General features: G+C 61.7%; 20 protein-coding genes. 13 read left to right on the forward strand and 7 right to left on the reverse strand.

The window, feature by feature from the left end:
- The first annotated feature begins 5 nt into the window (after positions 1 to 5).
- A complete protein-coding gene (gene fmdA / locus HWX91_RS34525; RefSeq protein WP_028197296.1) occupies positions 6 to 1,238 on the forward strand; it encodes a formamidase in 1,233 nt (410 codons plus the stop codon).
- A gap of 148 nt (positions 1,239 to 1,386) precedes the next feature.
- Complete coding sequence (locus HWX91_RS34530) at positions 1,387 to 1,716, forward strand: FmdB family zinc ribbon protein (protein ID WP_028197295.1); 330 nt, start codon at positions 1,387 to 1,389, stop codon at positions 1,714 to 1,716.
- 85 nt (positions 1,717 to 1,801) lie between these two features.
- Here HWX91_RS34530 and icmH read toward each other — a convergent pair whose 3' ends face one another.
- The 3 genes from icmH to tssJ form a co-directional block, all read right to left on the reverse strand.
- Positions 1,802 to 2,581, reverse strand: a complete 780-nt coding sequence (gene icmH / locus HWX91_RS34535) for a type IVB secretion system protein IcmH/DotU (protein WP_028197294.1) — start codon at positions 2,579 to 2,581, stop codon at positions 1,802 to 1,804.
- The gene (tssK, locus tag HWX91_RS34540; RefSeq protein ID WP_028197293.1) at positions 2,578 to 3,924 is read right to left on the reverse strand and encodes a type VI secretion system baseplate subunit TssK; all 1,347 of its coding nucleotides are present in this window, start codon (positions 3,922 to 3,924) and stop codon (positions 2,578 to 2,580) included. The genes icmH and tssK overlap by 4 nt, the downstream gene beginning before the upstream one ends.
- A gap of 108 nt (positions 3,925 to 4,032) precedes the next feature.
- Entirely contained in the window at positions 4,033 to 4,659 is a 627-nt protein-coding gene (gene tssJ, locus HWX91_RS34545; protein WP_028197292.1) for a type VI secretion system lipoprotein TssJ, read from the reverse strand.
- A 362-nt stretch (positions 4,660 to 5,021) separates the two neighbouring features.
- Here tssJ and HWX91_RS34550 point away from each other — a divergent pair, with 362 nt between their 5' ends.
- From HWX91_RS34550 to tssA, 9 genes are all read left to right on the forward strand, one after another.
- Positions 5,022 to 5,708: a tetratricopeptide repeat protein gene (locus HWX91_RS34550; RefSeq protein ID WP_028197291.1), complete on the forward strand. Its 687-nt coding sequence runs from the start codon at positions 5,022 to 5,024 to the stop codon at positions 5,706 to 5,708.
- Positions 5,709 to 5,745: 37 nt separating this feature from the next.
- A complete protein-coding gene (tssB, locus tag HWX91_RS34555) occupies positions 5,746 to 6,294 on the forward strand; it encodes a type VI secretion system contractile sheath small subunit (protein ID WP_028197290.1) in 549 nt (182 codons plus the stop codon).
- Between the two features lie 18 nt (positions 6,295 to 6,312).
- A complete protein-coding gene (gene tssC / locus HWX91_RS34560) occupies positions 6,313 to 7,803 on the forward strand; it encodes a type VI secretion system contractile sheath large subunit (RefSeq protein WP_028197289.1) in 1,491 nt (496 codons plus the stop codon).
- Positions 7,804 to 7,875: 72 nt separating this feature from the next.
- The gene (locus tag HWX91_RS34565; RefSeq protein WP_020070381.1) at positions 7,876 to 8,379 is read left to right on the forward strand and encodes an Hcp family type VI secretion system effector; all 504 of its coding nucleotides are present in this window, start codon (positions 7,876 to 7,878) and stop codon (positions 8,377 to 8,379) included.
- Between the two features lie 83 nt (positions 8,380 to 8,462).
- Entirely contained in the window at positions 8,463 to 8,942 is a 480-nt protein-coding gene (gene tssE / locus HWX91_RS34570; protein WP_028197288.1) for a type VI secretion system baseplate subunit TssE, read from the forward strand.
- 126 nt (positions 8,943 to 9,068) lie between these two features.
- Entirely contained in the window at positions 9,069 to 10,907 is a 1,839-nt protein-coding gene (gene tssF, locus HWX91_RS34575; protein WP_028197287.1) for a type VI secretion system baseplate subunit TssF, read from the forward strand.
- Positions 10,871 to 11,965 (forward strand): type VI secretion system baseplate subunit TssG, encoded by a 1,095-nt coding sequence (tssG, locus tag HWX91_RS34580; protein ID WP_028197286.1) that lies wholly within the window; start codon positions 10,871 to 10,873, stop codon positions 11,963 to 11,965. The genes tssF and tssG overlap by 37 nt, the downstream gene beginning before the upstream one ends.
- Before the next feature lie 35 nt (positions 11,966 to 12,000).
- On the forward strand, positions 12,001 to 14,676 hold the full coding sequence (gene tssH, locus HWX91_RS34585) for a type VI secretion system ATPase TssH (protein ID WP_028197285.1): 2,676 nt from the start codon (positions 12,001 to 12,003) through the stop codon (positions 14,674 to 14,676).
- Positions 14,677 to 14,742: 66 nt separating this feature from the next.
- Positions 14,743 to 15,864 carry a type VI secretion system protein TssA gene (gene tssA, locus HWX91_RS34590; protein ID WP_028197284.1) on the forward strand — a complete coding sequence of 374 codons (1,122 nt, stop codon included), beginning with the start codon at positions 14,743 to 14,745 and terminating at the stop codon, positions 15,862 to 15,864.
- 94 nt (positions 15,865 to 15,958) lie between these two features.
- Here the strand turns inward: tssA and HWX91_RS34595 are convergent, their stop codons facing one another.
- The 4 genes from HWX91_RS34595 to HWX91_RS34610 all read right to left on the reverse strand — a co-directional run bounded on the left by HWX91_RS34595 (position 15,959) and on the right by HWX91_RS34610 (position 22,912).
- A complete protein-coding gene (locus HWX91_RS34595) occupies positions 15,959 to 16,915 on the reverse strand; it encodes an OmpA family protein (protein ID WP_028197283.1) in 957 nt (318 codons plus the stop codon).
- 4 nt (positions 16,916 to 16,919) lie between these two features.
- Entirely contained in the window at positions 16,920 to 17,912 is a 993-nt protein-coding gene (gene tagF, locus HWX91_RS34600; RefSeq protein WP_028197282.1) for a type VI secretion system-associated protein TagF, read from the reverse strand.
- Positions 17,909 to 21,799, reverse strand: a complete 3,891-nt coding sequence (gene tssM / locus HWX91_RS34605) for a type VI secretion system membrane subunit TssM (protein WP_028197281.1) — start codon at positions 21,797 to 21,799, stop codon at positions 17,909 to 17,911. Before tssM ends, tagF begins: the two co-directional genes overlap by 4 nt.
- A 267-nt stretch (positions 21,800 to 22,066) precedes the next feature.
- Positions 22,067 to 22,912 carry a M15 family metallopeptidase gene (locus tag HWX91_RS34610; RefSeq protein WP_028197280.1) on the reverse strand — a complete coding sequence of 282 codons (846 nt, stop codon included), beginning with the start codon at positions 22,910 to 22,912 and terminating at the stop codon, positions 22,067 to 22,069.
- Between the two features lie 125 nt (positions 22,913 to 23,037).
- Between HWX91_RS34610 and HWX91_RS34615 the strand changes: the two genes are divergently transcribed.
- Together HWX91_RS34615 and HWX91_RS34620 are read left to right on the forward strand one after the other, a co-directional pair.
- Positions 23,038 to 23,982 carry a hypothetical protein gene (locus HWX91_RS34615; protein WP_028197279.1) on the forward strand — a complete coding sequence of 315 codons (945 nt, stop codon included), beginning with the start codon at positions 23,038 to 23,040 and terminating at the stop codon, positions 23,980 to 23,982.
- Between the two features lie 110 nt (positions 23,983 to 24,092).
- Entirely contained in the window at positions 24,093 to 26,009 is a 1,917-nt protein-coding gene (locus HWX91_RS34620) for a type IV pili methyl-accepting chemotaxis transducer N-terminal domain-containing protein (RefSeq protein ID WP_042275336.1), read from the forward strand.
- Positions 26,010 to 26,029: the final 20 nt, after the last annotated feature.

Here is a 26,029-nt window from a genome sequence, read left to right on the forward strand (position 1 = left end):
TTGCAATGGCTGAAACGCTAATCAAGGTCGACCTGAAACAATCGGCCTACGACAACGAGAACGTCCACAATCGCTGGCATCCGGACATCCCGATGGCCTGCTGGGTCAATCCCGGCGACGATTTCATTCTTGAAACCTACGATTGGACCGGCGGGTTCATCAAGAACAACGACAGCGCGGACGACGTGCGCGATATCGATCTGTCGATCGTGCACTTTCTGTCGGGACCGGTCGGCGTGAAAGGCGCGGAGCCGGGCGACCTGCTGGTGGTGGATCTGCTCGATATCGGCGCAAAACAGGAAAGCCAGTGGGGCTTCAACGGTTTTTTCTCGAAGAAGAACGGCGGTGGCTTCCTGACCGATCATTTTCCGCAGGCGCAAAAGTCGATCTGGGATTTTCATGGTCTCTACACCAGTTCGCGGCATATTCCCGGCGTGAACTTCGCGGGGCTGATTCACCCGGGGCTGATTGGGTGCCTGCCCGACCCGAAGATGCTGGCGACATGGAATGAGCGCGAGGCGGCGTTGATCGCTACGGACCCGCAACGCGTGCCCGGCCTTGCCAATCCGCCGTTCGCGGCAACGGCGCACATGGGACGGCTCGCCGGCGACGATCACGCCAAAGCCGCCGCCGAGGGGGCGCGCACCGTGCCGCCGCGCGAGCATGGCGGCAATTGCGACATCAAGGATCTGTCGCGGGGCTCGAAGGTTTACTTCCCGGTGTATGTCGACGGTGCAGGGCTATCGGTTGGCGACCTGCACTTCAGCCAGGGCGATGGCGAAATCACCTTCTGCGGCGCGATCGAAATGGCCGGCTGGGTGCATATGAGGGTCGAGCTGATCAAGGGCGGGATGGCGAAGTACGGCATCAAAAATCCGATCTTCAAGCCGAGTCCGATCACGCCGAACTACAACGACTACCTGATTTTCGAGGGCATTTCAGTCGATGAACAGGGCAAGCAGCACTATCTGGATGTGCATATCGCATACCGGCAGGCTTGCCTGAACGCGATCGAGTATCTGACGAAGTTCGGCTACTCGCGCGCCCAGGCCTATTCGATTCTTGGCACGGCGCCTGTGCAGGGGCATATCAGCGGCGTGGTCGATGTGCCGAACGCTTGCGCCACGCTGTGGCTGCCCACGCAGATCTTCGACTTCGATATCCGGCCGAATTCGGCCGGACCGGTCAGGCATGTCACGTCCGGGGTGGATTTGCCGCTGTCGCCGGATCTGGTCTGACGCGTTTCTTGTCGAGCAGACGCGAGAGCGTTTGCCGAGGGCCGCCGTTCAATCGATGCGTGGAGTGTGTGAAGTGCGTCGAGTGCGGCGGCCGACTGACAGCCGGGCAATACCCATACCGATCCACCGATCTTCAGAGGGCAGCACCATGCCGACTTACGAGTACCGCTGCGATAGCTGCGGCCCCTTCGCCGCGATACGCCGTGTTGCCGAGCGCGATACGGTCTGTGCGTGTCCCGCTTGCACCGCGCCGGCGCAACGCATTCTTAGCCTGCCGGCGTTGTCATTGATGCCAACGGCCGCCCGTGCCGGGCACCAGATTAACGAGCGCGCGGCGCATGCGCCGCAGCGTTCGGGAGAATACACGCACCGTCATGGGCCGGGATGTGGGTGCGGGTCGAAGGCGTCCGCGGTCGCGACGACGCCAGGCGGCCTCAAGACCAACGCTGGCGGCCGACCGTGGATGATTAGCCACTGACTCGCTGCGCGGGGCCGTGAGCCGTGCGGCGCTGTGTTGACGACAACGTGCCGCCGCGCCCGGACACAAGATCCGTTGATGTTTGTTACGGCAACGAGATCGTCAACGTGGCCGATTGCGGTCCGAGCTTGACCACCTGCGAATACGGCGCGAGCGTACGCAACGTCTGGTCGCGCAGATAGGTGTTCAGCCCGAGATAAGCGAGCAGGCCGACCAGTGCGAACACCGCGCCGATCGACCACAACGGCACCTCGCGCTTGAGGCGGTGAGCGACCTGATCCGGCAGTGGCCAGTGCGGCGCGAACGGCGCGCGCTTGCCCTTCATATGCGCGATTTCATCGCCGATGCGCGCGGTCAGATAGGCGAGCTTCTCCGGTCCTTCGAGCAGATACTTGCCCTGGAAGCCGAGCAGCAGGCACATGTGGAACACTTCGAGCGACTGCAAACGCGCGGCGCCCTGTGCGCGGCATTCCTCCAGATACTGGAAGAATTTTTCGCCCGCCAGTTGCTCGCCGAACAGCACCAGTTGCAACGGCCGGCGTTCCCATTCAGTGCGGATCTTGAAGGTCGACGACAACACTGATTCGTCGATGGCCGCGCAGAACGCAAACTTGGATGCGTAGACGTCTTCCGCCGACGCATTGAGCTTTTTCGCGCCGCGCTCGAAGTCGCCGAGAAACTGCTGGATACGCTGGCTGAACTCGTGCGCGTCACCGGGCTCGCGGCCGTTCTTCAACAGAAACAGCATGAAGAAGCCGTCGTACAGCAGATCGAGCAGCGAGCGGACCTGATAGCTCGGCTCGGTCATGGGGGCGGGCGTCGCGGCAGGCGTGCTGCCGCCAAACAGGGAAGGCGCGTAGCTCATGATGTGACGGCGATCAGTTCGAGTTGAAGATCGTTGATGCCCGACGGCGCGTAGATCATTGCCGATTGGGCCTGCAACATGCGGTCATACAATGCGCCGCGCGATTCGCACGAGAAGTAGCACGCACCCGGGCGCACCGGAATGGCGGGCGGTACTTGCGGGGTGTAGACGAGACGCACGCCGGGCATGGCCGAGAGCACCAGCTTGTCGACGTCGTCCGGCGCGCCGACCTTGAAGCGGGCCGGTACGGCTTCGACGAGCTCCGCGGTCGGCATGTCCGCGGAGACCGCGATGTAGAACTGGGTCTTGTCGTCGATCTTGCCCGAGTCGAGGCGGCCCGCATGGAACGACGGACGCACCTCTTCGAGCGCGATCGCGAAGTAGCGCGTGGAGATCACGGTTTCGAGCAGATCGCGCAGGATCGTGTCGAGGCGCGCAAAACCGGGACCCGGGTCGTCATGCCGGTAAGCCGGCAGGTCGGACAAGGCGTAGCCCTTTGAAAACGTCATGAGCTGGCCGGCCAGACGCAGCAATTCCTGAAACAGGCGTTCCGGATGCAGCGCCGAATGCTGGTACAGATGCGCAAGCGAAGCAAACGCGGCGCTCGCGGTGTGCAGCAGCCAGAACGAAGCGATGTCGCCCGAACGGAACTCGATGATGTTCTTGGTCGGCTCGCGGTGAAAACCGTACAGCGCGTTGACCTTGGCTTGCAGCGCGTCGATCAGTTGACGCAGCCGTTGATGCAGGATCGGCGACGCGTCGATTGCGAGGCAGGGCGGCACGAACGTATCGTCGATTTCAAAACCGGACGTGGCGGTGCGGCGCACGCGCACGAGCGGCACCGACAGCAACTGGTCGCGCGGCTCGCTATGCGCAATGAGTTTGACGCTGGTCTTCAGGAAGGTGATGTCGGCTTCGGCGGCGTCAGTGAAATGATCGGCCACCGGCGTCTGCTCGCTAACGTAGCGCGACACGAAGCCCGCGTTGCTGTCTTGCGAATAGTTCGCGCCGGTTTCTCGCAACGGATGCAGCGCCAGATAAAACGTGAACTCATTGATGCCGTCGGGCAACGTGTCGAGCGCGATTGGCGGCGGCAGGTCGTCGGCTTGCGGCGCGGAGTAGAGCGCCCCGTCGGGAAACACCAGCGAGAGTTCGCTCACGCGCAGCACGTTGCTGCCGAGCGCGTCGCGGTCGAAACGCGCCGAACGCACGCCCCAGTTGTACGGCTGGATCGCCTGGATCGACTCGAACAGGCGCGCCTCGTGATAGGCGTCCTGACGCTGAAAATGCTGCGGCCTTAGAAACAGGCCTTCCCCCCAAAGCACTTTTGCGGAATAACTCATGTCAAACCTGTTATATGCGTTCAGCGTGCGGCGCGCCCGGAGATAACCGATTCGAGCGCCGCATTGTTAATTCTCTAAAAACTGTTAAATCGTATATGCGCGGCATCTTTAACCGCAACTTACCGAAGAAAGCATATTCAGCGGCTGGGCGGGCAATCCCTGTTCAGGCGGGATCACAGTGCCGTTAGTCACCGTCATTGCACAGTTATGCAGGCCAATCATTATGCCGGATTTCTCCGACTTCGCCGGGTCGAAGGCGAATTTCCAACGCTGCATGGCCGGGTCGCGGAATAGCGCGACGATACCGAATGCCTGAGCTTCGCGCGAGACTTTTTCGGTGACGGTGTAACGTTGACCGGGGATCAACGTTACTTCTCGCACGCCCAGCAGATCGCCGCCAAGCGTTGTCTTTTCCTTGGCCGGATCGGTAAAGGTGTCGAATGGCGCCTGCTGGAATGAGGTGGGGTCTTTCAACACATAAAGCCGCACGATCAGCGCCAATGGGCGGTTGTCATTGGCGGCATTCAGATTCTGCGCCGCGTATAAGGTCAGGCCGACATTGCGGGGCGGTTTCTGGGCGTCCGGCAGATCGGGTTTGCCGAGGCCGCTCGCCTGCAAAACCGCGTTGGCCGCGGCTCCCAGCGCCGGCACGGCGGCCGCGCAGCCGCCCAGCAGCGCGCACGCCGCGAGGCTGGCAATCAATAGCGATGCATGGCGAACAAGACGCGAATTCATATACATCGACCGGCTCGACGCCGTCCCCCGTCAGAACATCAATAACGAAATCAATCCGGTAATTTTGCAGTCACGCTATTGCGCTAAAGCCGGTTTATGCAAAGCGCATTGCACCCCGGCAGTTACGCGTTCGCATGCGTTGCGCACGGAAATTTTTTCCGCTTCTCTCATGTCCACTATTGCACCAGGAAACAATTTCTGCATGTTTCGTTTAAATCATCCACATGCATTTTTTTTGTGCAATGCTTCTTCACACGAAAGTTGAATTATCGAAAATTGGCCTGTACTATACCCGCGCAGTTGAAGCAAAGCAAAACCCGGTTTCTCCTTGAATTAAAAAAATCGCACGTCGGTGAAAAACGATGAATCAGCGTCTGTTAGTAAAACTATCTGGGGTAGTGTTGGCATGCGGCGTGATTGCCGGTTGTGCAACACAGGGCAACAACGTGGCGACCACACCGGAGGCTTTTAATAAGCAACTCGCGGACGCGGACACCGTCGCGAAGGGTGGCGACCAGGACCGCGCCATCTCGCTTTATCAGCAATTAGCCAAATCCGATCCAACGCGTGAGGAACCGTGGTCGCGCATTGCGCAGATCCAGTTCACGCAGGGTCATTACGGCCAGGCGATTGTCGCCGCACAAGAAGCGCTGCAGCGCGACCAGACCGATCGTCAGGCCAAGAGCGTGCTGGCTGTCGCCGGCCTGCGCGTGGCTACGCAGTCGCTTGGCGAACTGCGTCAGGATGCGTCGCTCGCGGGTGATGCGAAGTCGGACGCGCAAGCGCTCGCCAAGCAGTTGCGCGACACGCTCGGCGAAGCCACGTTGTTCCCGCCTGACCCGAACGACAAGCCTGTCGTCAAGAAGAAGCGCATTATTCGCCACGTCGCCAAGGGCAAGACCACGGAGACGCCGGAAGCAACCCCCGGCGCCGCGGCTCCGGCCGCCACGGCGGCAGCTCCCGCCGCGCCGGCACCGGCCGCGCCCGCCGCGCCTGCGAAAGCAGCGCAAAGCGGCGGCGCGTCCGATCCGTTCAGCGCGCTGCGCTGATCCACACGCCTGATCTATCTGCATCCGGGAGCCGACGATGGCGAAGAAAGAAAGTATTCAAAAACGTTTGCAAAAAGTGCGGCCGCCGCGCGTTCAACTCACGTATGAAGTTGAGCGTGGTGATGCGATCGAGGTGAAAGAACTGCCGTTCGTCGTCGGCGTGGTTGCCGATCTGGCCGGACAGTCCGAAGTCGAGCAGCCGAAGCTGCGCGATCGCAAGTTCGTCAACATCGACCGCGACAATTTTGACGACGTGATGAAGGCGATCGAGCCGCGTGCCGCATTTCAGGTGGAAAACCGCCTGAGCGAAGCGGGTGGCAAATTTGCTGTCGACCTGCGGTTCAAGTCGATGGCCGATTTCAACCCGGATGAGGTGGTCGCGCAGATCGAGCCGTTGCGCCGTCTGCTCGAAGCGCGTTCGAAGCTGGCCGATCTGCGCAACAAGCTGGCCGGCAACGACAAACTCGAAGACCTGCTGAGCGAAGTGCTCAACAACACGCAGCAGTTGCAAACGCTGGCGAAAGACCAGGACAACGCAGCGGACCAGCACGCCGGCGCGCCGGACCACGACAAGCAGGGCGAATAAGTACGCACGGGGTGTGAGATGAATCAGCAAACGGCAGCAGCCCAACTCGCCGCCGCGCAGAGCGGCACGGAATCCACGCTGCTCGACGAGATCGTCGAGAAAAGCCGCGTGGCCAAGTCCGAGTCCGAACACGCGCGCGCAAAAGACCTGATCGGCGAACTCGTGCACCAGGTGCTCGACGGCACGGTGGTGGTGTCCGACAACCTGTCGGCCACGATCGACGCGCGCGTCGCGGAACTCGACCGCCTGATTTCCGCGCAATTGAGCGCGGTGATGCATGCGCCGGAATTTCAGCGCATGGAAAGCACGTGGCGCGGTCTGGACTATCTGTGCAAGGAAAGCAATACCGGCTCGACGGTCAAGATCAAGGCGCTGCACGCGCCGAAGCGCGATCTCGTGCGCGACTTCAAGAACGCGATTGAATTCGATCAGAGCGCGCTCTTCAAGAAGGTTTATGAGGAAGAGTTCGGTACGTTCGGTGGTGCGCCGTTCGGCACGATCATCGGCGACTTCGAGGTGACGCGTCAGCCTGAAGACGTGTATTTCATCGAACAGATGGCGCATGTCGCGGCTGCGGCGCATGCCCCTTTCATCGCTTCCGCGTCGCCTGAACTGATGGGACTCGAAACGTTCGCCGACCTCGGCAAGCCGCGCGATCTCGGCAAGGTGTTCGACACCGTCGAATACGCGAAGTGGAAGTCGTTCCGCGATTCCGAAGACTCGCGTTATGTCGGTTTGACCTTGCCGCGTTTTCTCGGTCGCCTGCCTTTCAATCCGAAAGACGGCGCCACCGCGGAAGGTTTCAACTTCGTTGAAGACGTGGACGGCACGGATCACAGCAAATACCTGTGGTGTAACGCAGCGTGGGCATTTGCCGCCCGCCTGACTGCCGCCTTCGACGACTTTGGCTGGTGCGCGGCGATTCGCGGCGTGGAAGGCGGCGGTCTGGTAGAAGACCTGCCCACCCACACGTTCAAGACCGACGACGGCGAGGTCGCGCTGAAATGCCCGACGGAAATCGCGATTACCGATCGCCGTGAAAAGGAACTGAGCGACCTCGGTTTCATTCCGCTCGTGCACTGCAAGAATTCGGATTACGCCGCGTTTTTCGCTGCGCAATCGGTGCAAAAACCCAAGAAATACAGTACCGATAGCGCGAATGCGAACGCCGTGCTGTCCGCGCAGTTGCAGTACATCTTCTCGGTATCGCGCGTGGCGCACTACCTGAAGGCGATGATGCGCGACAAGATCGGCAGCTTCGCATCGGCACAGAACGTCGAAGTTTTCCTGAATCGTTGGATCTCGCAGTACGTGCTGCTGGACGACAACGCGACCCAGGAGCAGAAAGCGCAGTTCCCGCTGCGCGAGGCATCGATCCAGGTCTCGGAAATTCCGGGCAAGCCTGGCTCGTATCGTTCGGTCGCTTTCCTGCGGCCGCACTTCCAGCTAGACGAGTTGTCGATCTCGTTGCGGCTTGTTGCTGACCTGCCGAAACCGGCAAATTCATAAACGAAGTCAGAGAACCCGTGCGGGCCGCACGGGTTAGCTGTTAAAACCACCTCTTTGGGGAGTCGATGAGTTATGAAGGACATCTATTTAAAATTCGGCAATCCGGCGATCAAAGGCGAGTCTGCCGATAAGGATCATGCTGGCTGGATCGAAATCGATTCATGGAGCCACTCGATTACGCAACCGCGTTCGGCAACGGCTTCGACGGCGGGCGGTCACACGTCCGAGCGTTGCGAGCACGCCGACATGCAGTTCACGAAAGATATCGACGTGGTCAGCCCGCTGATCTATCAACACGCATCGGGCGGCACGACGTTCGACGAGGTGACGATCGACTTCATGCGTTCGGACGGCGAAGGCAACCGCATCAAGTACCTGGAAGTAAAGCTCAAGTACGTGATCATCTCGAGCGTTACGCCGAGCGTGGTGGGCGAAGGCCTGCCGACCGAACAGTTCTCGCTGAAGTACGCTGCTGTGCAGTGGAAGTACACGCAGCAGAAGATCGGCGGCAACCAGGGCGGCAACGCGCAAGGCGCGTGGAGCCTGACGAAGAACGACAAGACGTACGCGGTTTAATGCCGGGGTGCACGCGGCGTGCGGCTTGCAAAGGCTGGCGCACGCCGTGTGCACTTCGCGTCTAACCGGTTTTCCGGACGCTGATGAAACGCTTCGAACCCAGCTTTCTCGACAAGCTGTTCGACGACGAACCGCATCTGCCGGCTTCCCCGGCAATGCGGCAATTGTCGTTGGACGAACTGAAGGCCACCGTCGCGCGCGACGTCGAGGCGATCCTGAACACCCGGATAGCCCTGACCGAACACGAGCTGGCGACGCTGCCGGAGTGTCAGCGCTCGCTGTTGACGTACGGCCTGAACGATTTCGCGGGCTTAAGCCTCGCGAGTCACTACGACCGTACGTTTATCTGCAAGTCGATTCAACAGGCAATCGCACGGCATGAGCCACGCTTGCAGCAAGTAGCGGTTACGCTCGAATTGAACGAACAGTCCACCAACGCGCTGAACTTTGCGATTCAGGCGTTGCTGGTCGTGCATCCGGCGGAAGAACCGGTGAGTTTCGATGCAATGCTGCAGCCATCCACGCTGCAATACTCGGTGACGCGCGCACGCGCGAAGCTTTAGTCCCCGATTCTGGTGGCTGGGTTGCAGTACCTGTGTTTTAGTATCTTGAGTACCGCTTTTGCCACCGCTTACGCGCAACGGTGGCGATGAATCAAGCGGAGAGGGTTCAGGTCCGGGGATAGATCGATGGAAGAATTGCTGCCGTATTACGAGCGCGAATTATCATTTCTGCGGCGCTATTCACGCGATTTCGCTGAACGCTACCCGAAAATCGCGGCGCGCCTGGCGATGTCCGGCGAGCACTGCGAAGATCCGCACGTCGAGCGGATGATCGAATCGTTCGCGCTATTGGGCGCGCGCATCAACAAAAAGCTCGACGACGATTACCCCGAATTCACCGAAGCGCTGCTGGAAGTGCTGTATCCGCACTACTTGCGGCCATTCCCGTCGTGCTCCATCGCCCAACTGGGCACGTCGGCCGCGCTCAGTCATCTGACCGAGCCGGTTCTGGTCGAGCGCGGCACCGAACTCAAGTCGCGCCCGATTCGGGGCGTGCAATGCCGTTTCCGAACCGCTTACGATGTGACGCTGGCGCCGATCCGTATTTCGGAGGCGAAGTACACGTCGGTCGCGATGGCGCCGAGCGCAACCGTTCTGCCCGGCAACGCCACGGCGATCGTGTCGATCACGTTCGAATCGACCGCCGCGCAACTCGATCTTTCCGCACTGAAGGTCGGTACGTTGCGCGCGCACCTGCACGGCGAGCAATCGTTTATCGCGGCGCTGGCGGACTGCCTGTTCGTCAACGCGATGGCGACTTATGTCGAAGCCGACCGCCGCGGCGTGTGGAAGCAACTGCGTGAGCCCGCGGCCGTACAAGCCGGGTTCGACGAAGACGATGCGCTGATCGACTATCCGGCCAAATCGCATCCGGCGTACCGCTTGCTGACCGAATACTTCGCGTTCCCGGAAAAATTCAATTTCGCGGATTTCGATCTAACGGCAATGACGCGCGCGAGCGGACGCTGCCAGCGTCTGACCTTGCACGTCGTGCTCAAGGAAGTGCGTAGCGATTCGCACATCGCGCGCCTGCTGGATTCGTTGTCCGCGCATCATTTCCGTCTGTTCTGCACGCCGGTCGTGAATCTGTTCGAGCAGCACGGCGAGCCGATCCGGATCAGCCATCAGGCGGTTTCGTATCCGGTGATCGCCGAAGCGCGCCGCGCATTCGCGTACGAGGTTTACTCGATCGACTCGGTGAAACTCGTCCGGCAGCAGGCGCACGAAGAATCGGTGATCGAGTTCCGCCCGTTTTATTCGCTGCATCACGGCGAAGCGTCACGTGCGGGGCACTACTGGTTCGCGCGGCGCAACGATTGGGTTGCGCAGAAAAGCCCCGGTTACGAGACCGAGATATCGATTGTCGATATCGACTTCGAGCCGGCCGCGCCGCAAACCGATACGCTGAGTCTCGATCTGACGTGTACCAATCGGGACCTGCCCGCCGGCCTCGCGGTAGGCCTCGAAGGCGGCGATCTGTTTCTGGAGGGCGGCTCGCTGACCGGCAGCATCACCATGCTGCGACGGCCGACGCCCAGCGTGCGTTTCGAGCGTGGGCGCGCTTCACACTGGCGGCTGATTTCGCATCTGGCGTTGAATCATGTGTCGCTCGCCAGCAGCGGCCTGTCGGCACTCAAGGAAATGCTGGTGCTTTACGACTTGCGGCGCACGGCAGTGTCGGCACGGCATATCGACGGCCTCGTGGGCATCGAGCAGCGCGCCGCGGTGCAATGGCTGCCGGGCAAGCCGTTCGCGACTTTCGTGCGCGGTATCGAGATTCGTTTGACGATCGACGAGGAGCATTTCGTCGGCACGAGTCTCGCGTCGTTCGTGCGTGTGATCGATACGTTTTTCGGGCTGTACGTGCATCTGAACAGCTTTGTGCAACTGGTCGTCGTGTCGAAGCGCACTGGCGAGGAGATTTTGCGATGCAAACCGCGCAGCGGCGAATCGATCCTGGCGTAGTCGAGCAACTTCTCGACGAACCGCATCGCTTCGAATTTTTTCAGGCGGTGCGGATTCTCGAGAAGTGGTTCGCGCAGCAGGCACCCTCGAGTAACGGGCGTCCCGGCGAAATCGTCGCGCAGCGGCTTGCTTTTCGCAATTCGCTGTCGATGTCGTTTCCGCCCAGCGAAATTCATAGCGCGCAGTCCTACGACGACGAGGGCGCGGCGCTGAAAGAGAAGCCGCAACGCACCGCCGCGCTCGCAGCCGGTTCGCTACACAAGGTCGATATCACGCCAGCGTTTTTCGGTTTGCTCGGCGGGCAGGGCGCTTTGCCGTTGCATTACACCGAGCAGATCATTGCGCGTGAGCAGATCAAGCGCGACCGCGCGGCACGCGAATTCTTCGACGTGTTTTCGAATCGCGCGACAGCGCTTTTCTACGCAGCGTGGAAGAAGTACCGGCTGCCGTTCCATTACGAACTGGATCGCGACGAACGCTATCTGCCACTGTTGCTCGCGCTGGCAGGCGTTGCCGACGACGACACGCGCAACAGTCTGCAAAGCGGCGACGGCGCGCTGTTCGACGAAGCGATTGCCGGCTACGCATTGGCCGCGCGGCACCGGCCGGTTTCCGCGGCCTATCTGCAACGCACGCTCTCCGAATACTTCAAGGTGCGGGTGCGCGTCGAACAGTTCGTCGGCAAATGGTACGACGTGCCGCGCGATCAACTGACCGTGCTCGGCGGCGTCAATGCCACGCTCGGCGCCACGGCGCTGGCGGGCGAGCGGGTCTGGCAGCGCGACATGCGTGCGCGGCTCGTGATCGGACCGCTCGACAAGGCTGACTATGAAGCGTTTTTACCGGGCGCCGACCGTGCTGTGGCGCTCGAACGCATGCTGACGCTGCTTGCCGGCGTGACACTCGAATATGAGGTCTCGCTGGTGCTGCGCCGCAAGGAAGTGGGGCCAAGCACGCTGAGCGGCGGCGCACGCCTCGGCTGGGACGCATTTCTGTGCACGAGAGAAGCCGACCATGATCGCGCTGATGCCCGCTACGAATTGCACGTGATTCACTGACCATAACGATAGAACCAGGACCCGGATCGCACGACATGAGCACGTCCCTCAATACCCTGATCGCCAAACTGAATCCGACCTGCCGTCAGGCGGCTTTGCTAGCGGCCAACAACTGTCTCGCGCGCGGTCACTATGAGGTCGACCTCGAGCATCTGTTGCTCGCGCTGCTGGAAGAACCGGCGAGCGACGTCACGCTGGTGCTGCGCGCAAGCAGGGTCGATGCGCATGCGTTGCGCGCGGATGTCGAGCGCGAATTGCAGCGCCTGAAGACCGGCAATACGCGTACGCCGGTGTTCTCGAAGCACCTGATCGATTTGCTCGAGCAGGCATGGCTGATCGCGTCGCTCGATTCGCGGATTGGCCGGATTCGCTCCGGGCATCTGCTGCTCGCCTTGTTGACGGCGCCGGATCTTGCCCAATTTGCCGAGCGTATGTCGCCGCTGCTGCGCGACGTGCGGGTGACGGATCTGAAGCATAAGTTCGACGAATTGACCGCAGGGTCGCGAGAAGTCGAGCGGAGTAACGACGCGGAGAACGAAGCTGAAGGCGCGAGCGATGCAGCCGCTGCCGACTCGGCACCCGGCGCGCCCTCGAAAACGCCCGCGCTCGATACCTACACCAGCAATCTCACGCAGCGTGCGCGTGAAGGCAAGATCGATCCGGTGATAGGCCGCGAAGGCGAGATCCGCCAGACGATCGACATTCTGATGCGCCGCCGGCAGAACAATCCGATCATGACGGGCGAGGCGGGGGTCGGTAAAACGGCGGTGGTCGAAGGCCTCGCGTTGCGCATTGCGGCCGACGACGTGCCCGCGCCGCTGAAGGGTGTCGCACTGCATGTACTCGACATGGGGCTGCTGCAAGCCGGCGCGAGCGTCAAGGGCGAGTTCGAGAATCGCCTGAAAAACGTGATCGACGAGGTGAAGAAGAGCCCGCATCCGATCATTCTGTTTATCGACGAGGCGCATACGATCATCGGCGCCGGTGGCCAGGCCGGCCAGAACGACGCGGCGAATCTGCTGAAGCCGGCGTTGGCGCGCGGCGAATTGCGCACCATCGCGGCGACCACGTGGAGCGAATACAAAAAGTACTTCGAGAAAGATGCGGCGCTGGCACGGCGTTTCCAGGTCGTGAAGATCGAAGAGCCGAGCGAGACGCTCGCCGCGGCAATGTTGCGCGGCATGGCAGCGTTGATGGAAAAGCATTTCAACGTCCGGGTGCTGGACGACGCGATCACTGAGGCGGTCCGTCTGTCGCATCGTTATATCAGCGGCCGTCAACTGCCGGACAAGGCGATCAGCGTGCTCGACACCGCTTGCGCGAAAGTCGCGCTCGCGCATAGCTCGACCCCCGCCGCGATCGACGACACCAGGAAGCGACTGGAGCGCATCGACGCCGAAATTGCCGCATTGGAGCGCGAAGTGGCGAGCGGTGCGCTGCACGACGAACGGCTCGCGGCTCTGCGCGACTTGCGTGAAGAAGATGTGAAAGACCTCGCGGAAGATGAAGCGCGCTACGACAAGGAGCGCGCGCTTGTCACGGAGATCGTCGGCCTGCGCGCTGAAATCGACGCCGCGCGCGTGGGCAGCGCGGATGCCGCGCAAGCCGACAAGGCGCAGCAGGCACGCGACACGCTGGCCACGCGTGTGGCGGAGTTGCACGCCTTGCAGGGCGGCCAGCCGATGGTCCCGTTGCAGGTCGACGGCCACGTGGTTGCCGAAATCGTCGCTTCATGGACCGGCATTCCGCTCGGCCGCATGATCAAGGACGAAATCCAGACCGTGCTGAATCTGCAGCCGTTACTGGCCGCCCGCGTGATCGGACAGGACCACGCACTCGATGCGATCGCGCAACGCGTGCGTACCGCCAGCGCGAATCTCGAGGACCCGAACAAGCCGCGCGGCGTGTTCATGTTCGTCGGGCCGTCGGGCGTCGGCAAGACCGAAACCGCGCTGGCGCTCGCCGACGTGCTGTACGGCGGCGAACGCAAGATGGTCACGATCAACATGAGCGAGTACCAGGAAGCGCACAGCGTGTCGGGCCTGAAGGGCTCGCCGCCGGGCTACGTCGGTTACGGCGAAGGCGGGGTGCTGACCGAAGCCGTGCGTCGCAATCCGTATTCGGTGGTGCTGCTCGACGAGGTGGAAAAGGCACACCCCGACGTGCTGGAAATGTTCTTCCAGGTGTTCGACAAGGGCACGATGGACGACGCGGAAGGGCGCGAGATCGATTTCCGCAACACGCTGATCATTCTGACCTCGAACGTCGGCTCGCAGGCGGTGATGCAGGCATGCGTGAACAAGAGCGCGGAAGAGCTGCCGGATGCGGATGAACTCGCGGAGACGCTGCGGCCACAGTTGTACAAGGCGTTCAAACCAGCGTTCCTCGGGCGCATGAAAGTAGTGCCGTACTACCCGATCACCGACGACGTGCTCGCCGAAATCATCGACTTGAAGCTGGAGCGAATTCGCCGCCGCATCGAATCGAATCACAAGGCGGTGTTCGAGTGGGACGAATCGCTCGTCGACGCTGTGCTGGCGCGTTGCACCGAAGTGGATTCCGGTGCGCGCAATGTCGACCACATTCTGAACGGCACGCTCTTGCCCGAAGTTGCGCAGCAGGTGCTCGAGCGCATTGCCAATGGTACCGAGATCGAACGCATCACGGTGCGCGCGAGCGAAGCGGGCGAGTTCGAATACAACGTTGTGTGAAGAGGCATGCCCCAGTTGCTTCACGATCTGTTTTAATGCCGTACCGGAACCTTATTGCTTTCTGTCATGCCGACTAATCTGAACACGCTGCTGGCGCCGATCAGCGAAACCTCGCCGTGCGGCGAAGACCTGCTGTTTTCAGCGGATTTCGACGCGATCCAGCACGCGCGCCGTTTTGAAGACCCGTCGCTGGATCAGGGCGAATGGGTCACGGATATCAAGGAAGCCGACTGGCCGTTCGTGGTCGAACGCTCGAGCAGCCTGCTGCAGACGCAGACGAAGGATTTGCGTCTCGCGGTCTGGCTCACCGAGGCGCTTGCCATCGAGGAAGGCGTAAGCGGTCTCACGCAAGGTTATGCGCTGCTCACGGGGCTGTGCGAAAAGTACTGGGATCACGTTCATCCGCTGCCCGAGGGCGACGATACCGAGTACCGGCTCGGCAACGTCGCGTGGCTGGTCGGACGCACCGGCGATCTGCTGCGGGCCACGCCGCTCACGTCGTCGCAAGGCAGGTCGTACAGCACGATCGACTGGGACGTCGCCACGCATGTCGCGCAAGCGGTCAAGCGCGATCCGGATCACGCCGACGATATCGCGCGCGGCAAACCTTCCATTGAGCAGATCGAAGCATCGAAGCGCGCCACCCCGGTCGCGTTCTATTCGACGTTGCTGGCCGACCTGAAAGCATTCGAAGCGGCGATGCTCGCGCTCGAACAGGCACTGGACCAACGCGCGGCCGATTCGGCACCGAGTTTCCGGCAGGCGAAAGATGCGTATGAGAGCGTCTACCGGCTGGCGGAACGCTTTGCCCGCGAACTGGGCGTCAGCGCTGATGCGCCGGCGGCGAAAGCGCCGAAGCCGGAAGAACACGAGCGCGCCGAGCCTACCTTCAAGACTTCACCGCAACGCGAGGAACCCGTGTTGACGACCAGCCCGATCAGCCCGACCGTCCAGACCAGTTCGATTGCTGGCATCCAGAGCCGCGCGCAAGCCGTCGCGCAGTTGCGCGCAGTGGCCAGATTTTTTCGCAGCACCGAGCCGCATAATCCGGCGGCTTACTTCGCCGACAAAGCGGCAGAATGCGCGGATATGCCTTTGCATCAGTGGCTTTCATCGGTCGTGAAGGACGATGGTTCGCTCGCGCATATTCGCGAACTGCTGGGCGTGAAGCCCGAGGAAAACAGCTAGAACATCTATCGCGCAAGTAAAAAAGCCTGGCATCGATTTTCGATGCCAGGCTTTTTTTAATCACACGCTCAAGCTCAAACTCAAGCGCGGCAACTCAGGATCCCGCGCGGAACTCGATGCGCCGGTTACGCGCGCGTCCGTCGTTCGTATCGTTGGTCGCAATCGGTTGATCCGGACCGACCCCTGTGGTCGTCATCTGTTCGGGCGGGATGCCCTTGGCGACCAGATAACCCTTCACCGCATCCGCGCGCGCCTGGCTCAGGGCGATATTCGAGGTGCGATTGCCCGAGTTGTCGGTATGGCCGATGATCGCCACCGTCTTCGTCTGCATCTTCGAGAGGACCGCGGCCATCTGATCGAGAATCGCGCGGCCTTGCGGCGTAAGCGTCGCGCTGCCCGTCTCGAACTCGATCGTGCGATTCGCCAGGGTCTGATCGAGCAGGCCCTGTTCCGACGCGCTCACCCGCAAGCCGTTCTTGATCGTGTAGGTCGGATTCAGTGCATTCGCCATATCGCTCGCGAGCTGCTGGCGCTGCGATTCGTTGCGGACTTCGCCTTTTACGTCGATCTGCGTGCCGTCGATTTTCAACTGGCCTTTGCTGATCTGCTTCAACTGCGGGCCGATCAGCTTTTGCACGTTGGCGGACCAGTTCGGCGGCGTTGCGACGTCGGCGACTTCGATCTGATCGACCACGTTGGCCGCGCCGTAGGTGTCGCGCAGCCGTGCGAGCACCGCGGCCTTGGTCGCTTCATCCGGCACTTTGCCGCCGACCACGACCTGGCCCGGCGTTGCATTGGCGGGCGGCGGCGACGCGCTGATCGCACCGGTACCGGCGCCCGTGGTGCCGCTGGCGAGTCCGGCTGTATTGACCGCCGGACCGGCATTGCCCGGTTGCGCGGACGCAGGCGCGGGCAAAACCGTCGTGCGAATCGCAATGCCGCTATTGTCGACCGGTGTGACGCGTGCCGGGCCGTCGTTGTCGGCATGGGCAAACGCACTGATCAGAAGGCCCGCCACAAGTGACGCAATGCGCATAGGTTGGCTCAGCATCGTGTCACGCTCCCGTGAATGCTTCGCGGAACGTGTCGATGCTGACACGCAACGACAGTTGCGGTTGGTCGAGATAGCTGACGAGCTTGCTGATGCCATGATCGTTTTGTGCGTGTTCGTCGATCCACTCGGGATCGTCGATATCGATGTTATGCGCCGCGTACGCCTGCGGATCGACCACGCTATGCAGCGTTTTGGCCGAGGCGCCGTTAAAGCCGATGATGAGTCGTTCGCGTTCGGCAATCGTGCCGATAAAAATCGCCAGCTCGAAATCGGCCTGTGAGACGAATGGCGCGATCAGTTCGAGCCAGAATGCCGCGACGAGCGAGCGATAGAACGGATCGTTCGGCAGCGGCAGTGTCAGCCCGCGTTCGAGATGCGATGAACCGCTTTGCATCACCGGACGCAGCAGCGAACCGAGCGCCAGCATAGCCCCGCGCAGGCGCACCGGATGGCCGCTCGCCAGCAGCATCTGTTCGAGGCCGGAGAGTGTCTGGTGTTCGACGAAGTCGTTGAAGGTGCCGTCGTGCGGATTGCCCGGGCCGCCGCCGATTTCGATCGGCACCTGGGTTTCGCCGAGCGCCTGCAGCGCGCCGGCCGGCTCGTTCGCGCCGAGCAGCGGTTTCATCTGCGAGGCGATGCGTGACCACAGGCGCGCGAAGGCCAGCGGACTGTGGGCCAGAAACGTCAGCGGTTTTTCGACTTCCAGCGCGGTCGCGGCAAGAAACGGAAAGCGCCGCGACGATTGATCCTGGCTGGCCACCATGTGCCCGGCAATGGCCAGCTTGCTTCGTGAACCGAGGAACGCGAAATGCATCGGCTTGGCGTTCTCGTAGACGATTTTCCAGCGCGGATCGTCGGTGAGCAATTCCATGGCCTCGGCGATCCAGCGGTCGAGCGTGGCCAGCAACTGCGGGTTATGCGCGCTTTTGACGAAGTCGCCACGCGACGGGATTTTGCCGAAGTAGGCGATTTGCGCCTGCACGGTTTGCGTCATTGCGCACCCCCTGTGTTCGAAACCGCGGCGGCGGCCGTCGCCGGCCGTGCCACTGGTGATGCCGGCGCGGCGCCCGCTGTTCCTGTTGGTGCCGGGCCGCCCGCGGCCATCGCGTTGACCGAATTCGCCGCCGCGCTCACGTCCGCCACCGAGGACGGCAGCCGCAAACCGCGCAGGCTTTGCTGTTGCGGCGCGTCGCTGCTGCCGCCGCCCGAGGCTTGCGAGGTGCTGATGATGCGCATGCTGACCGCCACGGTGATATTGCCCTGGGTCCACGACAGATCGAACGTGCCATCCGGACGGCGCTTGCGTTGTGCCGAATTGATCAGCTTCTCCAGACCGTAGCGGCCCGGTTCGTTGACCAGTTGCAGCGTGCGGCCATCGAAGGTCGTGGCACTGAGCGTCGCGCCCGGCGAGCCCGACGGATTCGGCCACACGAAGTTGGTCCACTGCGGCGGCGTATTGCGGTAACGCATCTGCTGGCCGTCGATCGCGAGCGTGTATTCCGTGGTGCCGCTGCTAGGCTGCGGCAGGATCTGGAACACGGTCTGCGGTTCGGCCGAGCTTTGACCCGACGAGCTTGCCGCGCCGCCGGCAAGCGGCGCCACCCAGCGCGCGAAACCGCTGGTGAAGTCAGGCGTCAGCGCGAGACCCATATCGCCCCACGTGCGCGAGGTCAGCGTGTCGCCGCGGCGCACCGCGAGCGGCCCGAGCGTGGTGCCGACGAACTTGGCGATCGCGCCATCCGGCCCGAACACCTGGGCGATTTCGCCGGCGCCGGCTTCGACCTTCGCGTCGCTGGCAAACGGATACTTGTTGGCGAGCGAGCTCTGGAAGGTCTGATAGACCTGCGCGTTCCACACCTTGTTGACTTCGACGCTGGCCGGCTGGATCACCACGGCATACGCCGCCATCAGCGGACGCACCAGCAGCGGACGCAGTGCCTTGCGTTGCGAATCGGTGAGGCCCGTCAGCATCTGCTCGTCGACGTACTTCAGCGAATCGGCCAGCTCGGAGCCGCTGCCGTCGAGCGTTTGCTGCATCAGCTGACGCGCGCCCGGTCCCGGATCGCCCTGGTTCTTGATCACGTTAAAGCGTGTACGAACCTTCGAGAGCGTGTCCATGTAGCCCTTCAGCATCGAGCCGTTGTCGCCGGAGACGACGATGCGGCCCAGCGCCGAGAACTCCTGGCCGATCGGCCCCATCGGCACTTCGACCGGATTGCCGTTGATGTCGATGTTGGCGTTCAACTGGCCGGTCGGCGCACGCGAGAACCAGTTCTTGAACCAGCTGGTCACGCCGGTTTGCGCGCGTTTCAGGTTTGCGTTGAAAAGCGACGGGTTGTCCCACGAAGTCTGGTCGTACGCGGTTTCGAGGATCTTGCGGATCGGCGAATCCTGCGGATCGCCCAGACGGTTCATCGCATCCACCGCCTGGCTGAAACTGCCGAAGTTCTGCACGGCAATGCCTTGCATGAACTTCTGCCAGTGCATCGCGTACTCCGTCTTGTACATCGCGACGAGCGCCTTCTGGATCTGCTCGGGGCTGCCTTCCAGCGTCAGGTCGTCGTGCGCGGAGGTGTTGAGCACCCAGTCCTTGGCCTGCAATTCCTTGGTGGCGGCATCGCGGATCGCCGGCTGCACGTACTGGAACCACGCTTCACGCGTGAAGGTGCCGGGGATCGCGTAGCTGCCGGCCACCAGCGCCGTATTGCTGTCGCCGACAATGCGCGCGATCGTCATCGGCGCGAAACGGGTCGACGCACGCGCCTTGATTTCTTCGTAGACGCGCTGACGGGCCGGCATGCCGCGCACCACGCGGCGCAGATTTTCACGGGTCTGGTCGACGAGGCCGAGGTTCTGGTCGATCATCGGCCAGTCGTTGTCGGATACGCGCGACAGGTAGAAGGTGATCATGCGCTCGGCGCTGCGGATCATCTCGTCGCGAGGCATGTTGCCGCGATTCGTCTCGAGCCAGCCGCGCCAGAAGCGGGCCACCTGGTCGGTCAGGTGAGCGGTTTCCACGTGACGCTTGTCGCTCAGCATCAGGTAGGTCTTGAGCGCGTTGTACGCGTCTTCGACGTTGGTCGGCGATGCGTCGCTATACAAGCCGCCCTGGCTGTTCGCCGCCATTGCCGTATGCGCGGACACTGGAATCGCCGCGGCGTCCGGCGTGCGGTTCAGCGGAGCGAGCTGGTCGGGATGCGCGTTGACGTCTTTCAGGAACGACGCGAGATTCTGCGAGACAGGGTCGAGCAGGATCTGGCGTACGCCGTTGTAGTACTCGGTCAGCAAGTGCTGTTCGAGACGGTCGCCCTGATACAGCCCGAGCGACACCGCCAACGGCTTGTCGCGGCGGAACTGCTCGAGCTGGTCGATGCGGTCTTCCAGAATGTCCATGGCCTGCAAGCGCGATTGCAGGTCGTTGCGGTTCTGCTGCAGGCGCACCACGTTGTCGAGGTCGGCCTTGACGTTGTCGGCGAGCTGCTGATTGCCGATCGTCGACCACGTCCAGCCGCCAAGCGCCAGCGCGAGCACCGCGACAAAGCCGAAGAACGTGGCATAGCGCATGCGTGTCTTGGCCGGACTCGCGAACTGCTTGACGGTCTGCCGGTCGGCGAAAATCACCTTGGAGAACAGATCGCGCAGGAAGAAGCCGTTCTTCGAGAATGCACTGTGCGGCTTGGGCAGGCTCTCCGCGGAGAGGCCGAAACGGTTGGCGATGCGGGTGGCGGCGGCGCTGTTGGTTTCGCCTTCCTGCAACGCGCTCGTGAAGTAGAAGCCGCGGAAAATCGGCTTGTGCTGGAACGGGTTGGTTTCGAACAGCGTGGCGAGGAACGCGCGCAAGGCGGGCTTGATCGTCGAGAATTCGAGCGGGAAGCTCAACTGACCCGGCGAAAGCTTGTTGCCGCGGTTGATCGACATCTGCGCGACGCTGATTTCTTTCAGGCCGTCATAGAGCTCTTCAAAATGCTCGTCGAACAGGCCGACCACGTCGCGTTTTTCGTCCGGCTCGTAGGGCAGGGTGGCGCCCCACACACGGTCGTATTCATGGCGGTCGCTGCCGCTGAAAAATTCGGTGAAGCCCGTGATCAGGTCGGCCTTGGTGAACATCACATACACCGGCGCGAAGACTTCGAGCTTCTCGGTCAATTCCTGCACGCGCTGGCGTAGATTCTTCGCGAGATTGATCGCGAACTCGGGCTTGCTGCTGGTCAATTCGGCAATGCTGGCCGTGACGATGATGCCGTTGATCGGCGCCTTCGGCCGGAAACGCTTGAGCAGGCCAAGAAAGCCGAGCCATTCGGTGCGGTCTTCTTCGTGTACGGAATAGCGGCCGGCGGTGTCGAGCAGAATGCCTTCGGTCGTGAAGAACCAGTCGCAATTCCGTGTGCCGCCAATGCCGTGAATCACCGCGTTGTTCTTGTCGGCGAAAGGAAACTGCAGGCCCGAATTCAGCACGGCGCTGCTTTTGCCCGCAGCCGGGTTGCCGATCACGATGTACCAGGGCAATTCATACAGCGCCGAGCCGCCGGACATCTGACCGATCTTCGAGGTCTTGATCGTTTTCACCGCATCCACGAGGCGCGTGCGCAGTACGTCGAGTTCGGCCTGGCGCGCGGGCGTGGGCGCGGGGCCGGTTTCGGTCTGCTTCTCGGCCTGCTGCTCGAGCATTTCACCGAGCTTGTCATTCGCGCGCCGCGCGCGCAGGCGCCGCACCACCCAGACCAGCAGCCACAGCGCGATCACCGCGCCGAGGACAATGGCGGGCCACATCAGGTCGATCTGCAAGGTGTCGGCGCCGATGAATAAAACAGCAGCGAGCGCTAGCAAGCCGATGATCGAGAGCGTGCGTGTGTGGGTCAACACGTTAAGAATGCGTCGCATAAGCCGTTCAGGTCTTGGTGATGTGTGTTGTGGCGCGGGTGTGGCAAACAACATGACGCGAGCGCGGGCAAAGTCTGCCCGCGCCGCGTTTGAAACAAAACGAAAGCATATTCAGACGAAAATGAATATGGCCGGATTGTTAAATCCGCCATGGAGTGTTCCGCCGATGGCGCCTGGACGAATACCGTTATGCATTCGGCATTGCCGATTCTCGCCGGAAAAATTGATTGAACGCCCCATTGCAACCTCTTTATTACCTGCTCCGCCTTAATGACCGCGCCCCAGGACGAAGCCGGGTTTGTGATATTCAACGTGCCCGAGATCCATCATTTTCCAACGGCCACCCCACGTCAGGCCGACCTGTTCGGCCGTCTGCCCATATAACTGATAGCCTCGCATGGCCCAGGGATCTTTTTCTGAAATGACGAGCTTGCCGTCGCGCAAAAAAGCATTGTCCGCGGCAAGACCGTATTGGTGATAGCTCTGAAATGCTGCGGCATTCGTGACGTTACCCCCCATTTGCGCCAGGCGGTTTTGCCGCTCCGGACTGCGATAACCTTCCAGCAATGCCATTTCATACCCGTACTGCTCGTGCATGATTTTGTAGGCGAGCAATAAACGCGTTCTGAAATCGGCGTCGAGCAAATTCCAGTCGCGGCTCGCGTCTTTCAGCGCAGGCCGAATCTGCTCCACTTCCTGCGTTGCAAATACTTCTGGCGGCAGCGGCGGCGGGGGCACAAGCTGTTCGCCATTCAATAACGCGGCAATTTTCTCATCCGGTACTCGTGCAGTGTCATCGAATTGGAATAATTGCCGGCCGCGTAAAGCCAATGCCACCAATGGCGGCGTCGCAAGAATACCTGTGGTGGTAAAAATCAGCAAGCGCCGCTTTGCCAGTAACTTTTGCATATCGACTGCAGTCGATTGCGAAATTTTTGCCGAACGTGCTAATTGGCTTCGAGCACGTGATGCGCCTTGCGATGCCCGACGCATCACGCGGCCATGAATGGCGAGCGCGGCGCCTAATAAAGAGGCGCGTACCGCCGGCAATAGCAGCATTGCAGCGATCACAACGGCGATGGCGAAATAGGCGAGAAGTACTACGGCAATCAAAGTCGACCCCGGAAATTGGAAACAATTGTATTTTGTAATGCTTGCTCTTAGAATCAGGCCTGCTCGGAGAGGAGCCGGAACGGTATTATCACGGCGAAATAATCCAGGATTCAATGAGACAGTGAATGAGTGCGCCGGAAAGTTCGAATTCCAAAGCCCCACCTAGCCTTTTATCCGATAAGGCTAAGGGTGCCGATGGCAATGGTTCGCGAATTCTTGCGAACCTGGAAGGCCGCGTCGCGCCGCCTACCGAAAAACCACGCCGGTCGAAAACGCCGCTCGTGCTGGTTGCCTTGCTCGTGATCGCGGCGGGCGGTTGGGGCGCGTGGCATATGCAGCAACGTGTGCAGTCGGAGTCTTTGGCATCCGCCACGCCCGCCAACGCCGAGAAAGCCGCCGTGCCGGCGTCCGCCGCCAGCGGCGCGCCTCAGGTCGCGGCAAAAGCGGAACCGCCGGCTGCGGCGTCCTCGCAGGCGGCCACGATCGTTGCTGACGATAGCGACAGCAATACACCGGCGGCATCCGCGAGTGCGTCCGCGAGCGGTGACGGGAGCCGCTTGTCGCGCGCGCTCGCCGATGGTGCCGAGCCCAGTAACGCATCCGCACCGGTTGCATCCGCAACGGCTGCGTCGGCGGTCACGGTGCCGGCTGCAAAGCATGGCAGGAGCGCCACGGCTGTGGCCGGCAATGAGAAACGCGAGGTGACGGCGCACGGCAAGAAGGAGAGCACGAGCGCGAGCAATCGTCACGCGAGCGCGCCTGCCACAGTCGCTCAAACGAAGAAATCGCGTGCGGCTGGTAATACTTCGAAAGATGATTCGGACGCCGATCTATTGGCCGCGCTCGTGGCGCGCACCAAGCCGGCCGATCCGAAAGCGACCGACGATAAAACGGCCACCAAGGTTAGCGCATCGGCTACGCCTGGCAACATCAAGCTGGCAGAACGCGTTAAAGAATGCGGACAACGAGGCTTCTTCGAAGACCAACTGTGCCGCTGGCGCGTCTGTGATGGGCATTGGGGTAAGGATCCCGCCTGTCCGGGGGCGGCGCCGCAGGCACGCCAGCCGTAAGTCAAAAATGTGCGTCCTGGTGACGCACAATCCCATCAAGCACGACGTCAGGTTGATTTGAGTCAATCCTGCGTCGTGTCTTATCTTGCTGTGGCGCATAGAATCTTTGAATGCGCTCCATCTCCTCCTGGCCCCTCGCTACCAAACTCGCTGCTCTTGTCGCCACGTTGCTTACGTTGGCGCTCGCATCGATTGGTTTGACGCTCTGGATTACCTGGCAACTCGACGGCGGTGCGGCCGCGATCAACGAGGCCGGGCGCATGCGGATGCAAACCTATCGCGTCGCGCTGCTGCTGCGCGATTCCCCGTCCCAGGTCAGCGCGCTCGCACACCAGTTCGATGAAAGTCTCACGTTGCTTGAGAAGGGCGATCCAGTACGTCCGTTGTTCGTGCCGTGGAACGTCGAGGCGCGCGCGCGATTTGCTCAGGTGCAAGCGCAATGGCAGGTGTTGCGCCCAGTTTGGAGCGGGCCAAATCCACCCGCCGCTGCTGAGGTGGAACGGCAAGCCAGGCAATTTGTTTTACTGATCGATTCGTTCGACAGTTCGATCGAAGCGCAGCTTGCGCGCTGGACTTCGATCCTCAATGCCGTGCAACTGGCGCTACTGGTGCTGGCGATCGGCAGTGCGCTGGCGTTGCTATATGTGGGGCATTTGAGCGTACTTGCTCCGGTTCTCAGACTAACCGGTGGTCTGGCGCGAGTCGAGCGCGGAGACTTCGGTACGCGTGTCGAGGTTGGGACGCAAGATGAATTCGGCGAGTTGTCCACGGGTTTCAACCGGATGGCGCAGAACCTGCAACAGCTTTATGCCGGTCTCGAGCAGAAGGTCAGCGAGAAAACCGCCAGCCTCGAGACGGAGCGCTCGCGTCTTGCCGCGCTCTATGAAGTGAGCGCGTTTCTCGCGAACGCGAGTACGCTGGATGCCCTTGCGCAGGGCTTCGCGCAACGCGTTCGCCGGATCGCCGCTGCGGATTCGGTGGCAATCCGCTGGTCGGGCGAGGCCAACGAACGTTACCTGCTGCTGGCGGGCGATAGCCTGCCGCGTTTCATGGCTGAAGACGAGCAATGCCTTACATCGCGCAGTTGCCTGTGTGGTCATCCACAGAGCGTGCCTGGCGCGCGAGTGATCCCTGTGCTGGCCGCAGGACCCGGCGCGGCGACACTCGGTCATTGCGCGCGCGCCGGCTATGCCACGCTCGTGTCGGTGCCTGTGATTCTGCATCAGCGCACGCTTGGCGAGATCGACCTGTTCTTTAGCGAGGCGATTCACCTGTCCGCCCAGGACCGCGATCTGCTCGACACGCTGGCGAGCCATCTGGCAGGCGCGATGGAGAATTTGCGCGTGAGTGCGCTGGAACGGGAAACCGCGGTATCCGATGAACGCGCGTTGCTCGCGAGCGAACTGCACGATTCGATTGCGCAGTCGCTGGCATTTCTGAAAATACAGGTGCAGTTGCTGCGTGATGCATTGCCGGCCCCTGCCGATTCATCCGTCGCGCGTATCGTCGACGAACTGGACGCGGGTGTGCGCGAAAGCACCGGTGACGTGCGCGAGTTGCTGATGCATTTCCGCACGCGCGGCAACACCGAGGATATCGAACCTGCGTTGCGTACCACGCTGCGCAAGTTCGAACACCAGACGGGGCTGCCCACGAATCTCCTGATCGAAGGCCATGGCCTGCCGCTCGACGCGGACGTGCAGGTGCAGGTGTTGCATGTCTTGCAGGAGGCCTTGTCGAACGTACGCAAACATGCGCGGGCGCGTGAGGTCTGGCTGGAGGTGCAGCAGAGTCCGGTATGGAGTTTTGAAGTTCGCGACGACGGCGAGGGCTTCGACGCAGAGCAACACTCGCCCGGCGAGACACACGTGGGAATGCGCATCATGCGCGAACGCGCGGCTCGTATTGGCGCGGCAGTGGTGGTCGACTCGGTGCCTGGCGCCGGAACGTGCGTCACGTTGACGTTGGCGCCGTCCCAGCGCGGTGGTTCGGACGCGTTTCATGAAGATCAGGTCGAAGCCGCCTAGGCATCGGCCGTAAAGGGGAG

The sequence above is a fragment of the Paraburkholderia fungorum genome (assembly GCF_902833645.1).
Classification (GTDB): domain Bacteria; phylum Pseudomonadota; class Gammaproteobacteria; order Burkholderiales; family Burkholderiaceae; genus Paraburkholderia; species Paraburkholderia fungorum.

Bases quoted from the DNA above. Each gene is read 5' to 3' on its own strand.
- fmdA (WP_028197296.1), top strand. From the start codon at position 6: ATGGCTGAAACGCTAATCAAGGTCGACCTGAAACAATCGGCCTACGAC.
- HWX91_RS34530 (WP_028197295.1), top strand. From the start codon at position 1,387: ATGCCGACTTACGAGTACCGCTGCGATAGCTGCGGCCCCTTCGCCGCG.
- icmH (WP_028197294.1), bottom strand. From the start codon at position 2,581: ATGAGCTACGCGCCTTCCCTGTTTGGCGGCAGCACGCCTGCCGCGACG.
- tssK (WP_028197293.1), bottom strand. From the start codon at position 3,924: ATGAGTTATTCCGCAAAAGTGCTTTGGGGGGAAGGCCTGTTTCTAAGG.
- tssJ (WP_028197292.1), bottom strand. From the start codon at position 4,659: ATGAATTCGCGTCTTGTTCGCCATGCATCGCTATTGATTGCCAGCCTC.
- HWX91_RS34550 (WP_028197291.1), top strand. From the start codon at position 5,022: ATGAATCAGCGTCTGTTAGTAAAACTATCTGGGGTAGTGTTGGCATGC.
- tssB (WP_028197290.1), top strand. From the start codon at position 5,746: ATGGCGAAGAAAGAAAGTATTCAAAAACGTTTGCAAAAAGTGCGGCCG.
- tssC (WP_028197289.1), top strand. From the start codon at position 6,313: ATGAATCAGCAAACGGCAGCAGCCCAACTCGCCGCCGCGCAGAGCGGC.
- HWX91_RS34565 (WP_020070381.1), top strand. From the start codon at position 7,876: ATGAAGGACATCTATTTAAAATTCGGCAATCCGGCGATCAAAGGCGAG.
- tssE (WP_028197288.1), top strand. From the start codon at position 8,463: ATGAAACGCTTCGAACCCAGCTTTCTCGACAAGCTGTTCGACGACGAA.
- tssF (WP_028197287.1), top strand. From the start codon at position 9,069: ATGGAAGAATTGCTGCCGTATTACGAGCGCGAATTATCATTTCTGCGG.
- tssG (WP_028197286.1), top strand. From the start codon at position 10,871: ATGCAAACCGCGCAGCGGCGAATCGATCCTGGCGTAGTCGAGCAACTT.
- tssH (WP_028197285.1), top strand. From the start codon at position 12,001: ATGAGCACGTCCCTCAATACCCTGATCGCCAAACTGAATCCGACCTGC.
- tssA (WP_028197284.1), top strand. From the start codon at position 14,743: ATGCCGACTAATCTGAACACGCTGCTGGCGCCGATCAGCGAAACCTCG.
- HWX91_RS34595 (WP_028197283.1), bottom strand. From the start codon at position 16,915: ATGCTGAGCCAACCTATGCGCATTGCGTCACTTGTGGCGGGCCTTCTG.
- tagF (WP_028197282.1), bottom strand. From the start codon at position 17,912: ATGACGCAAACCGTGCAGGCGCAAATCGCCTACTTCGGCAAAATCCCG.
- tssM (WP_028197281.1), bottom strand. From the start codon at position 21,799: ATGCGACGCATTCTTAACGTGTTGACCCACACACGCACGCTCTCGATC.
- HWX91_RS34615 (WP_028197279.1), top strand. From the start codon at position 23,038: ATGAGTGCGCCGGAAAGTTCGAATTCCAAAGCCCCACCTAGCCTTTTA.
- HWX91_RS34620 (WP_042275336.1), top strand. From the start codon at position 24,093: ATGCGCTCCATCTCCTCCTGGCCCCTCGCTACCAAACTCGCTGCTCTT.